The sequence below is a fragment of the Sphingobium algorifonticola genome (genome assembly GCF_004005485.1).
Lineage (GTDB): Bacteria > Pseudomonadota > Alphaproteobacteria > Sphingomonadales > Sphingomonadaceae > Sphingobium > Sphingobium algorifonticola.
Genome location: NZ_RZUL01000021.1, coordinates 1 through 10,478, shown reverse-complemented (window position 1 = coordinate 10,478; position 10,478 = coordinate 1). Strand labels below are relative to the sequence as shown.

Sequence of the window (10,478 nt, the reverse complement as noted above, 5' to 3'; positions counted from 1 at the left end):
GCGGGCCTCTCCGGTCGTTCTCGCCGCCCACCCCCGCCTCGGGGGACCCATGGGGTTTTGGGCAGTGCTGGAGGCACCGATGGTTTTTACCTTCCAACCGCCACTTTTAGCTGGACTGTCAGGATATTGCGCCGAAATCGGTGCTGGCCTGTGCTGCGCCGATCTGCGGCTGCCCAACCGGCTGCATGACAGTCATGCAAGCTATGTTGGCCACTGGCTTTCGATCCTGAAGGCCGACAAGACCGCAATCATTCATGCCGCCGCCAAGGCGGAACAGGCGCTCGCCTATCTCAAAAGCTTCAATGCGTCCGCCGCGTCTGATCGCCAAGTCGAGCAGGCTGCGCGCGCCGCCTGAGCATCATCCTCAACCCCAAGATCTGGAGAGATGTCATGGGATGGCTTTTCATGCCCTTCACCTCGATGGGCGGCCACAAGACCGCCAAATCCTATCTCGACGCGCAACTGACCTGTGAACTCGAGGTCGACGGCACGCTTCGGGGTCAGCGGGTCCTTGCCTCGTCCTGCCCTGGAAACCGTGTCTATTATGCCGCGGCGCAGACCCTCAGGGATGGCGTGGCGGGCGAAGTCTTTGCCGTCGTTTGCCTGGTTCGCTGGAACCCCAGGTCGAAGGACGGCCATCAATTCGGCTACAAGGACATGAGCGAAAATATGGGGCCGCACGAGGCCGACTGTCCCGCGCATATCCTTGAGCTTCTCTCGCCGACAGCCAACGACTATGCACGGGACTGGCGGGCGCGTTGCCGCGCCAATCTCGCCGCGCGCTCGAGAAAGCTGGCGGACGGCGACCGGATATTGTTTCCCGCGCCCATCACGTTCACCGACGGCCATGAGGCCCAGGAATTCGTGGTCTGCAAGCGCGGGCGCAGCATCGTCCTGCTCGATCCGCAGAATGGCTGTTTCTACAGGATAAGCCGGCTGATGGCGCGGCCCTGGTCGATCGTGCCGGTGACCAGAGTCCACAAGACGGTGTTCGCCTGAGCGCCAATCGTCTATGCGACAGGAAGGAGAAAAGATCATGTCAGCGGCACAGGACGAAACAGGTCTGTCCTCCAAGCGGCGGCAATTGTGTAGCCGCGATCATGCGCTGCGCGTGGCGGCGCGGATGTTCGACCGGCATCCCGCTCGGCTGGCTATCGTCGCGACGGGCGACCCGCTCCAGCCCTATCGAGTCTCCATCGATCCCGCCGAACGCGGGCAGGCCGTCGCGGAACTCGTGGCTTGAGGCGTCTTGCGCTCATCGGTCTGCTCCTCATCGGTGCCTGTGGCGGTGCGGATGCCCGCGATGCCGCGGGTGAGCCGTCGTTCGCGGCAAGGGCGAGGGCCCTCGATGGCGATACGGTGGCGACTGACTTCCGGCTGCTCGGGGTCGATGCCTTCGAGCGGCGGCAGTTATGCGAACGAGACGGCGCCTGCTGGGCGTGTGGAAAGGCGGCCCAGGACAGCGCTGCCCATTTTTTAGGCAGGGGTGATGCGTCCATCCGGCTGAGCCGCGGCGCAAGCTATGGGCGACCTGTCGCTACCGTCAGCGTCGGCGGCGCGGATCTGGGAGAATGGATGATCCGGCAGGGTCTCGCGATCCCGCAACCCCAATTTCTCGGCAAGGACCGCGTGCGCGCCCAGCTCTATGATCGCGCTTTTGCAGAGGCGAAGCGCAGCCGGGCCGGCGCATTGGCGGGGAAATGGATCGAACCGGCGCAATGGCGACGAGGCCGAAGACTGGCCTGCGAGAACTGAAGACTCCCGCCCGGGCGCCGGGCGTCAGCCCGATCCGCGAACCTCGCGCAGTTCAACGGCTCTCGAGGGGATATTCCATGAACATCGGCAGCAGCCGTGCGGATTCGATCGAGGTGATGATCGGGCTGCCGCATCTTGCGGAAGGCGAGCTTATGCGCCGTGCGCGGGACCTCGGGCAGCCGGTGCTCGTCTCGGCCAATGCGCTGTCGCGATGGTCGAGGCGCCGAGGCGTGCGGGAGTGGGCCGGTTGGTCGACAGGCTGCCTGACACGCGATCTCGGCCTTGCCAGCCTCAGCCTCGACAGCGCTGGCTTCAGCGCGATGGTCGCCTATGGCGGCTATCCTTGGACCGTTGCCGACTATGTCGCGCTCGCTGCGGCCTATCCATTTCAGTGGTGGGCAAGTCTCGACTATTGCGTCGAGCCCGAGGTCGCTGCAGACCGGGAAGAGGTGCTCGACCGTATCTCCCGGACCGTGCGCGCCAATATCGACTGCCGTCTGCGCGGCGAGGATGCAGGCATCGGCGCGCGCTTCCTGCCGGTCATCCAGGGCCGCCGCCCGGTCGATTATGAACGCTGCGCCGACGCCCTGTCGCTCCTGATCGACCGGTCCGGGCTCGTCGGCGTCGGCAGCATGTGCCGGCGGCCCGTGCATGGCCCCGAAGGTCTCGTGGCCGTGATCGACCATCTCGACCGACTATTGCCGTCCCACGTCCGGTTGCACCTGTTTGGGGTGAAGGGGGACGCGCTGCCCTATCTCAAGGCTTTCGGCCGGCGCGTGGCCTCGATCGACAGTCAGGCCTATGGCCTGAGCGCCCGCATGGCCGCGCGGCGATACGGACAGGCCAAGACGGACCAGTTCGTTGCCGATCATATGGCGGCGTGGCATGGCCGACAGGTTGCGCGGCTGTCGGGGCGAACGCGGCGGCTGCCGGTCCAGCCCCTGACAGGGGATGACGTGCCACCGACCGATGCCTGGGAGCAGGCAATTGCGCAGGCGCGTCACGAGATACGCGGTCTCATCGAGGACGGGGATATCGATCATGATGCCATGACCGATCCCTGGATCGAGCAATGGGCGGCCGAACTGCTGCATGAGCAAGAGGGCAGCTGGCATTGAACCAGATGACCCGTCTGGATGTATCGCAAAAGCGCTTCTGCGACATACTCAGTGTCTGCCGGGATCCTTCACGCCGCGAACTGAAGCTGGTTCCGGCCATTCGCTTTCGCCCGGTAGAGCGCGGCGTCGGCCAAAGCGAGGACGTCCGATGATGCCGCCCCGTCGCCGAGGCGAGCAATCCCCGCACTCACCGTCGCCTCTATCGTCTGCCCGGTAACGGCCTTAAGTGCTGCCTCGGCGAAGCGGCTGCGAATGCGCTGGCAGATCGCTTCGGCCATGGGCGCGGTCGCATCCTTGAGGAGCACGACGAACTCTTCGCCGCCGAGGCGGGCCACGACATCGTCCTGACGCACCGCCGAACGCAGAATCTCGGCGAAGGTGACGAGCACGGCGTCGCCTGCTGCATGGCCATAGCGGTCGTTGATGGCCTTGAAATGGTCGAGATCGAACATTGCGAGATAGCCCGGCGCCGCCGGGCTTTTCTCGCTGGCGTGCCGATCGAGCGCGCGGCTCAGCGCGCGGCGATTGGCAAGGCCGGTCAGCGTGTCGGTTTCCGCCTGGCGCTTGAGTTCGGCCACCTTCTGCCGCCGCTTGGTGATCTCGCGCACCACGCTCACGGTTCCCATGACGCGGCCTCCCTCCCCGAGGGCCGCGCGGATATGGCTTTCGACCCAGCTGAGGCTGCCGTCCGGCCGGCTTATGCGGAATTCGACGGTGATGGTTTCCTCGGGCGAGCCAAGCGCCTGCGTCCTTGCCGCGACCACGGCCGGCCGATCGGCGCCATGCACGATGTCCAACAGGGAGCGGCCGATGAGCTCCGACGGCTCGATCCCGAGCAGAGGCGTGCAGGAGAGCGAGGCGTAGCGGACAAACCCGTCCGCGCTGACCCGCAGCACCAGATCGCTCGCGCGATCGAGGATCAGTCGGTGCAAGGCTTCGCTTGACCTCAGACGATCGAACAGGCGGTGCCGCGCGCGCAGCTCTGCCGCCACGGGCAGAAGAATGAGCACGGTGCTGGCGAAGTATATCTGGAGAACCTGCAGCCGCAGGGCGGGGCTGGCATGCAGCAGCATGGTCGGACCGGTTCCCAGGAGCGTGAAGACAAGTCCGGTCACCATGAGGATCGTCACAGACAGCGCAGCGCCTGCCGGACCGAGCCTGAACGTCGCGGCGAGCATCGGCACGAACGGCAGGAGAACCAGGGGCACCTCGCTCTGGCCGAACGCCGCGACCGAGGCGAGCGCTACAGCGCCGAGCAGTCCTGCACATTCAGCCCTGCTGCGCTTGCCCGCCTGTTCGAGTTGCTGGCAAAAGCGGCCTTTCAGGAGAAACAGCAGCGCCGGCGTGAAGGCGATGAACCCGAGCGCATGGCCGGCATACCAGTCGTGCCAGGCGTGGAAGGGGGCGAGGCCCATGGTTCGATGCGCAGCCCAGCCGCTGACGAGGCCTCCCAAAGCAGGGATCACGAACCCGGCTAGACCCAGAAACGCCGCAACCTCTCTCAGCGATTCCAGCCTGCCGAAGCGCGGATAGACGCGCCTCAGTGCAAAGGCCACGGCGATGCCTTCGAGGAGCGCGGTCGCGGGCAGCAGGAGTCCGGCCGTCCCGCCCATGCCGAACAGGGCGCCGGCGGCAAAGGCGCCGGGCACGCTGGCCATTATGACAAACCGCCAGTAGCGGCGCGGTGCGGCGAGCAGGTTCGCCGTGAGAAAGGCGCCCGCCAGCCATATGATGGCGATACCGCCGTCGAAGCGGCTGAGGCGCAGGGAGAGGGCGGCACACAGGAAATAGCCGATGCCGCTGACGGCTGCGTGCAAGGCCGGTGAACGGCGGATTCGGGTGAGCGGTGTGGCCATCCCGCGCCGCTAAAGAAGGAAGGTTAATGCCCGCTTGTCGGAGGCCGCCGGAAGCGAGGCTCGACAAAAATTTCGAGGGCGATCACCGCAGGACGTGCTGCTCTTAGGGGTCGATCAACGATTGGGCGATAGGGGGGAACTCTTCCTATTCGAGGTCCAGGCATGTCCGATAGCACGCTCATGAATTCCGGCATTTCCACCCAGGTCTCCAACGCCATCGGCGCGCACGGCGCGTGGAAGCTTCGCCTCAAGACCGCGATCACGACCGGCCGGTCCGACATAACACCGGAAAAGGCGGCCTGTGACAATGAATGCGCTTTTGGCAAATGGCTCTACGGCGATGAACTCGATGCAGGCACCAAGGCCGGCCTTCCCTTTCAGGTGGTGAAGCGGCTTCATGGCGAATTCCATCACTCGGCGGGCAGCGTTCTCGCTCTGGCGCTTGGCGGCCGTACGGCAGACGCCCAGGCTCTCCTGAACGGCGACTATACCGAACGCTCCGACAAGCTCGTGCGGGCGCTGTCCAAATGGAAGCGCGAACTGATCTGAACCGGCAGGCTCCTGCCCTGGCTTTGCGTTACGGCGCGGTCAAGCGGCGCCGAGGAGCGCGCCCGCCTGGATCGCCATCATCCGCTCTTCGTCGGCGGGCACGACGCGAACCTGTATATCGCCCAGGAACGCGATCCGCTCGAGGATCGCGTCCCGCACGGGCGCTGCATTTTCGCCGATGCCGCCGGTAAAGACGAGCGTGTCGATGCCGCCCATCGAGACGGCCATGACCGCGATGAACTGCGCGACCTTGAGCGCGAAATAATCGAGAGCGAAGGCGGCGCCCGGATCGCTGCTCGCGAGCAGCGCGGCGACGTCGTTGCTGATCCCCGACAATCCCTTGAGACCCGAGCGCTCATAAAGGATCGCGTCCATCGTGTCCGGATCATGGCCAAAGGCGCGCATCATATAGGTGACCGCCCCGGCATCGATCGCGCCGACGCGCGTTCCCATCGGCAGGCCGTCGAGCGCGGTCATGCCCATCGTCGTGTCGATGCTCCGGCCGCCCGCTATCGCGCACAGGCTCGCGCCGTTGCCCAGATGCGCTGCGACGACCCGGCCGGCGGCCAGGTCCGGCTCCTCGCGGCCAAGCCATGTGGCGATCCACGCATAGGACAGTCCATGGAATCCATAGCGCCGAACGCCCTTGTCCCGAAGATCCGCCGGCAGCGCGAAGCTGTGGAAGAGCGCCTCATGGCCTGCATGAAAAGCGGTGTCGAAACAGGCGATGTTGACGGCGCCGGGCGCCAGCGCCCTTGCCGCCGCAAGGCCGGCGAGATTGTGCGGCTGGTGGAGCGGCGCGAGCGGGATCAGGGCCTCGAGCGCAGCGGCCACTTGCGGTGTGACGACCACAGGCCCGGTAAACCGGCTGCCGCCATGGACGATGCGATGGGCCACCGCCACCAGGCGCCAGTCCTCGTCATGCCGGTCGATCAGGTCGATGACGGTCGCCAGCGCCGCCTCATGATCGGCGCAGGCAAGAGCGCTGTCATCCCGGGCGCCGGCCGGCCCAAGTCGGAAGGCAAGCCGCGTGTCGCCGCCGATCCCGGTCAGCTTGCCCGCCATCAGCATCGCGAGGCCGTCCCGGGCGAAGACCTGGAATTTGAGACTCGACGACCCCGTGTTGAGGATGAGTAGCGCGTCGATCATTTGATCCGGCCCAGCCGCCGCGCCTCGGCAAGCAGCACCGCGATGGCGCAGGACAGGAGGCGCGCCCGCTCATTGTCCGCGCGGCTTGTCAGGATGATCGGCACGCGCGCGCCGAGCACGATACCGGCCGCCTCCGCATTGCCGAGGAAGCTCAATTGCTTGGCGAGCATATTACCGGCCTCGATCTCGGGCACCAGCAGGATATCGGCATCGCCCGCTACCTGCGAGACGATACCCTTTTCGCGCGCCGCCGCCTTGCTCACCGCATTGTCGAAGGCGAGCGGGCCATCGATCAGGCAGCCTGTGATCTGGCCCCGGTCGGCCATCTTGCACAGGGCTGCCGCATCGAGCGTCGCGACCATGCGCGGATTGATCGTCTCGACCGCCGCCAGCACCGCCACCTTGGGCGGCCCATCGCCGAACAGGGCATGCCACAGATCGACCGCATTGCGCACGATATCGGCTTTTGCGGAGAGGTCCGGCGCGATGTTGACGGCCGCATCGGTGATGACGAAAGGCTTGGGATAGGTCGCGATGCTCATCACATAGGCGTGCGAGAGCCGTCGTTCCGTTCTGAGCCCTGCCTCCTTTTCCAGAACGGCGCCCAGCAGTTCATCGGTATGAAGCGATCCCTTCATGATCGCTTCCACCGTCCTGGCGGCCGCGAGCGCGACCGCCTTGGTGGCCGCGGCATGGCTGTGTTCGGTATCGACAAGCTCCCATTCGGCGATATCCACGCCCGCCCGCCTGGCAGCCTCGGCGATGCGTGCGGCGGGGCCGACAAGCACGGGCACGATGAGATCGCGCCGGGCCGCGTCCGCCGCCGCCTCGAGCGCGCTCGTCGACACCGGATGGACGATCGCGGTGCGAGTTGGCGGCAGCGCATGGCAGCGCTCGAGCAGAAGGTCGGTCGGCAGTGTCATCCTTCGGGGCCTCTTCCTATTTCTCTTCCTTGCGGTGAGCATGGCTTGCCGGCCTGTCGCCGAGGGCTACGGCGCGACATGGCCAAGCGCATCTAACCAAGCTGCCCGATCCATCGCGCGATATCGGGCCAGGCGGTCTTCAGCGTCTCGCGTCCCATGAACAGGCCGATATGTCCGCCCGGCACGAGGCACTTTCGAACCTGATCGGCCGGTGTTCCGAAAAGCTCAGCTGCGCGGAACACCTGCTCGCGCGTCGTGATGTCGTCCGCCTCGCCCGCCAGCAGATAGAGGGGGATGGTGATCCGCGCGAGATCGAGCGTACGGCCCAGCGCAACAAAGCGTCCTTTTGCCAGGCGGTTCTCCTTGAACAACTGGCCGATCGCCTCGAGATAATAACGGCCTGGCAAATCGACCGGGTTCTCATACCAGCTCGCGAATTTCTCCGTTCGCGCAAGATAGTCGGCATCCTCCACATGGCGGTACAGCGTCTCGAACTTTTCGAGATATTGTTTGCCCGGGTGCATATTCTTCCAGCCGGTCAGCATGAACCGGCCGGGCATGGTCCCACCGCCGGCCGCCACCATCTCCTCATAGACGGCAAGCGGCAGACTGTGCGCCAGCTGCCGGATCGGTCCGGTGCCAGCGTCCGTGTCGATCGGCGAGCCTGCCAGCGTCAGGCTGCGCAGCTTGCCGGGAAAGCGTGCGGCCAGCATGGTGCCGAGCCAGCCACCCTGGCACAGGCCGATGAGATGGACCTCGCCCCCCAGGTCGTCGATCACGGCATTGAGCTCGGCCAGATAGGTGTCGATGCCGAAATAGCGCATCTGCGGCGTTGCCGGCTTCCAGTCGGTGACGAAGACCTGCCCGAGGCCGTTCGCCATCAGCGTTTGGACCAGGCTCTGGCCCTGGTCATAGTCGGCGATCGTCGCGCTATGCCCCGCATAGGGCGCATCGATGAGGACGGGGAGGCCGCTGCCGCCTGCCGACGGTCTGAAGGCGCGCAGGCGCATCGTGTCCATGTCGAGGCGGACCGTGTTGGCGCTCGCCCATTCGGGCGCGGGCGGGTTCTCGATCTCGCCGGCTTCGGCGGCGAAATCGAGATTGCGCTGCATGGTCTCGATCGCCTTTTCCCCGAGCGTGAGCGCGGCGGTCAAAGGCCAGAAGAAAGGGACACTATGCTCATGGTCCGGTGAGATCGTCGCATGGGCGTCCAAGCATGGCCTCCGGTCGGCAGGAGCGACTCAGGCGCGAAGCCCGCGAAAAAATGTTCCGCACCATAACCCGCCGTCCGCGCAGAATCCATGACGGCGGCCGGGCCTTCGCCCAGCCGCCAAGCGCAATTGTGCGCCTCAGGACAGTGCGGGATCGACCCACCAGGAGCGGCCCTGCGCGAAATCCTCGTCCTGCGAGACGATCGGACCATCGGGTTCGTCGGCTACATAGGGCGAAACGAGCGGCATCGCCCGGATCCGGCGGCGATGCATGTCGCCTGCGATGCGCCCGCGCGCCTGAAGCAGGTCCTCGAGCCACATCAGATCATCGAGCATTTCGACCACTCCGCGTCCGGCCAGGCAGAAATAGACAGAGCGCTGGAAGTCGTCGCCGACGGGATTGCTGAGGATCGCAGCCAGCCTGCGCTTGCCGCCCGGCTCCCCGTCATGGATCCAGCTGACCGCCTCGCGCAGTTCGCGCACCGAATAATAAGCGTCCTCGACATGCATGCCGATCGCCGCATTGGCGATCATGCGCCGTGCCGGCCGGTTCTGCTCGTCGAGCGCCGCGTCGCGCAGCGTGACGTCGAGATCGAACGGCTCAAGATAGATGGTGCGGTTGCGCTGCATAAAGTCCTCCTGTATTGGAACATACCAAGAACAAAAGCGCCCGTCAAGTTTTGCTGCGTGCGCCGCAGTGCGGCTGCGCGCGCCCCCTTGATCAGGGCATCCACGGGTCGTTAACCATTTTGCTCCAGGAACGGAGCATGGCGCAGTCCCAAACTCGTTCTCAGTGTTCCGCCGGATCCGTCCGCGAACAGGAGCTGCGCAATATCGGCGGATCGCTCAGGCACCTCTATGGGCCGCCCGCTGACACGGATTTCCAGGATCTTCTCCGCCGCATCGACGAGGCCGCCAAGAGCGTACGACCGCGCTGATATTTCGGCGTGCCATTATCGTCCTGTCGGCGCAGGGGCCTTTGCCGGCCAACGGCCGTCCGTCAGTACGGGCAAACGCTCGAACCCGGTGCGGTCGCAGCTCAGGACCAGCCGCTCGTCACGAAGCGCGATATTGTCCCAGGAGACAGCGCGCAAGCTCTCGTCGATGCCGCCGATCCCTCCGCTCGAAATGACGAAATAGCTGATCGTCCCTGTGGAGCATTCCACCAGCGCTTCGACCACCCGGCCGATGCGGTCGCCCTTCGCGTCGTCGACCGGTATTCCGGCAAGGCCCGTCGCGGTGAACAGGTCGTCACTCGAACAACGGCGGCTTGCCTGCTCCGCGGATTTTCCCCCTTCTTCATATTTGCGCTGCGTCCCGAGCCAGCGCCATGCTCCTATGAGATTGACGAGGGTCAGGAAGCCATTGGTCGCAACCAGGTTGGTCTGACCCGTCGAGAGGCCCACGATCGACCAGCAGATCGATCCGATCGTGAAGACCACGAAGCCTGAACCGGTGACCCTGGCGCCCAGATTGGCGGCCGTCATCATCGCAGCGATCATCGTCGCGATCGGGGCGATCCAACCGGCAATATCCTCCATGCGTCCTGTCCTTTCGCCCGTCCATTCCAGGCTTCCGACTGCGGCAAGCCCTGCGCGTCCGCGGCGCCTGGCGCCCGGATCAAACTCACAGGCTGCCGCGCGGCTCCCGGACACATGCCGATTTCATCAGAGCCTCCGGGCCGCACGAAAAGAAAGGAAAGAGGGAGGTCGGGGAAGGGAGCGGACGTCCGCTCGAGACTTCCGGAGAACCCCATGAGCTACGACGTGGCCTTTCGCTATCATCAAGCGTGTCAAACGGCGTTCAAAAGGGACCCCCGATCGGCGTCGAAGAGGGACCCCTTTTCGGATATGATGTTGGTTTGTTGAAGATGGCCTTGCGCTGCGTGCGGCGGAGGGCGGGCGTAGCCCGACCGGA

General features: G+C 65.4%; 13 protein-coding genes. 7 read left to right on the top strand and 6 right to left on the bottom strand.

Features of this window, described 5'->3' with window-relative positions:
- From ENE74_RS17795 to ENE74_RS17775, 5 genes are all read left to right on the top strand, one after another.
- On the top strand, positions 1-355 hold a 355-nt coding region (locus ENE74_RS17795), incomplete at its 5' end, for a zincin-like metallopeptidase domain-containing protein (protein WP_241242087.1).
- Between the two features lie 35 nt (positions 356-390).
- On the top strand, positions 391-999 hold the full coding sequence (locus ENE74_RS17790) for a DUF6927 domain-containing protein (protein WP_127692209.1): 609 nt from the start codon (positions 391-393) through the stop codon (positions 997-999).
- A gap of 37 nt (positions 1,000-1,036) precedes the next feature.
- Positions 1,037-1,243, top strand: coding sequence for a hypothetical protein (locus ENE74_RS17785; protein ID WP_127692208.1), 207 nt, complete (start codon positions 1,037-1,039; stop codon positions 1,241-1,243).
- Positions 1,240-1,755, top strand: coding sequence for a thermonuclease family protein (locus tag ENE74_RS17780; protein WP_127692207.1), 516 nt, complete (start codon positions 1,240-1,242; stop codon positions 1,753-1,755). Before ENE74_RS17785 ends, ENE74_RS17780 begins: the two co-directional genes overlap by 4 nt.
- Before the next feature lie 77 nt (positions 1,756-1,832).
- A complete protein-coding gene (locus tag ENE74_RS17775) occupies positions 1,833-2,873 on the top strand; it encodes a deazapurine DNA modification protein DpdA family protein (RefSeq protein WP_127692206.1) in 1,041 nt (346 codons plus the stop codon).
- Between the two features lie 68 nt (positions 2,874-2,941).
- Here the strand turns inward: ENE74_RS17775 and ENE74_RS17770 are convergent, their stop codons facing one another.
- Complete coding sequence (locus tag ENE74_RS17770) at positions 2,942-4,729, bottom strand: sensor domain-containing diguanylate cyclase (RefSeq protein WP_127692205.1); 1,788 nt, start codon at positions 4,727-4,729, stop codon at positions 2,942-2,944.
- A gap of 162 nt (positions 4,730-4,891) precedes the next feature.
- Here ENE74_RS17770 and ENE74_RS17765 point away from each other — a divergent pair, with 162 nt between their 5' ends.
- A complete protein-coding gene (locus ENE74_RS17765) occupies positions 4,892-5,278 on the top strand; it encodes a CZB domain-containing protein (protein WP_127692204.1) in 387 nt (128 codons plus the stop codon).
- A 39-nt stretch (positions 5,279-5,317) separates the two neighbouring features.
- Here ENE74_RS17765 and ENE74_RS17760 read toward each other — a convergent pair whose 3' ends face one another.
- From ENE74_RS17760 to ENE74_RS17745, 4 genes are all read right to left on the bottom strand, one after another.
- On the bottom strand, positions 5,318-6,427 hold the full coding sequence (locus ENE74_RS17760) for an acetate/propionate family kinase (protein WP_127692203.1): 1,110 nt from the start codon (positions 6,425-6,427) through the stop codon (positions 5,318-5,320).
- Positions 6,424-7,350, bottom strand: a complete 927-nt coding sequence (locus ENE74_RS17755; RefSeq protein WP_478403543.1) for a bifunctional enoyl-CoA hydratase/phosphate acetyltransferase — start codon at positions 7,348-7,350, stop codon at positions 6,424-6,426. The genes ENE74_RS17760 and ENE74_RS17755 overlap by 4 nt, the downstream gene beginning before the upstream one ends.
- A gap of 92 nt (positions 7,351-7,442) precedes the next feature.
- Positions 7,443-8,564, bottom strand: a complete 1,122-nt coding sequence (locus tag ENE74_RS17750; protein ID WP_206517761.1) for an alpha/beta fold hydrolase — start codon at positions 8,562-8,564, stop codon at positions 7,443-7,445.
- A 135-nt stretch (positions 8,565-8,699) separates the two neighbouring features.
- On the bottom strand, positions 8,700-9,191 hold the full coding sequence (locus ENE74_RS17745) for a hypothetical protein (protein WP_127692201.1): 492 nt from the start codon (positions 9,189-9,191) through the stop codon (positions 8,700-8,702).
- A 137-nt stretch (positions 9,192-9,328) separates the two neighbouring features.
- Here ENE74_RS17745 and ENE74_RS18365 point away from each other — a divergent pair, with 137 nt between their 5' ends.
- On the top strand, positions 9,329-9,499 hold the full coding sequence (locus ENE74_RS18365) for a hypothetical protein (RefSeq protein WP_164847543.1): 171 nt from the start codon (positions 9,329-9,331) through the stop codon (positions 9,497-9,499).
- A 15-nt stretch (positions 9,500-9,514) separates the two neighbouring features.
- On the opposite strand, the gene ENE74_RS17740 is transcribed toward ENE74_RS18365, so the two are convergent.
- Positions 9,515-10,102: a PRC-barrel domain-containing protein gene (locus tag ENE74_RS17740; RefSeq protein WP_127692200.1), complete on the bottom strand. Its 588-nt coding sequence runs from the start codon at positions 10,100-10,102 to the stop codon at positions 9,515-9,517.
- Between the last annotated feature and the right edge of the window lie 376 nt (positions 10,103-10,478).

Coding starts and splice junctions, on each gene's coding strand:
- ENE74_RS17790 (WP_127692209.1), top strand. CDS start 391: ATGGGATGGCTTTTCATGCCCTTCACCTCGATGGGCGGCCACAAGACC.
- ENE74_RS17785 (WP_127692208.1), top strand. CDS start 1,037: ATGTCAGCGGCACAGGACGAAACAGGTCTGTCCTCCAAGCGGCGGCAA.
- ENE74_RS17775 (WP_127692206.1), top strand. CDS start 1,833: ATGAACATCGGCAGCAGCCGTGCGGATTCGATCGAGGTGATGATCGGG.
- ENE74_RS17770 (WP_127692205.1), bottom strand. CDS start 4,729: ATGGCCACACCGCTCACCCGAATCCGCCGTTCACCGGCCTTGCACGCA.
- ENE74_RS17765 (WP_127692204.1), top strand. CDS start 4,892: ATGTCCGATAGCACGCTCATGAATTCCGGCATTTCCACCCAGGTCTCC.
- ENE74_RS17760 (WP_127692203.1), bottom strand. CDS start 6,427: ATGATCGACGCGCTACTCATCCTCAACACGGGGTCGTCGAGTCTCAAA.
- ENE74_RS17755 (WP_478403543.1), bottom strand. CDS start 7,350: ATGACACTGCCGACCGACCTTCTGCTCGAGCGCTGCCATGCGCTGCCG.
- ENE74_RS17745 (WP_127692201.1), bottom strand. CDS start 9,191: ATGCAGCGCAACCGCACCATCTATCTTGAGCCGTTCGATCTCGACGTC.
- ENE74_RS18365 (WP_164847543.1), top strand. CDS start 9,329: ATGGCGCAGTCCCAAACTCGTTCTCAGTGTTCCGCCGGATCCGTCCGC.
- ENE74_RS17740 (WP_127692200.1), bottom strand. CDS start 10,102: ATGGAGGATATTGCCGGTTGGATCGCCCCGATCGCGACGATGATCGCT.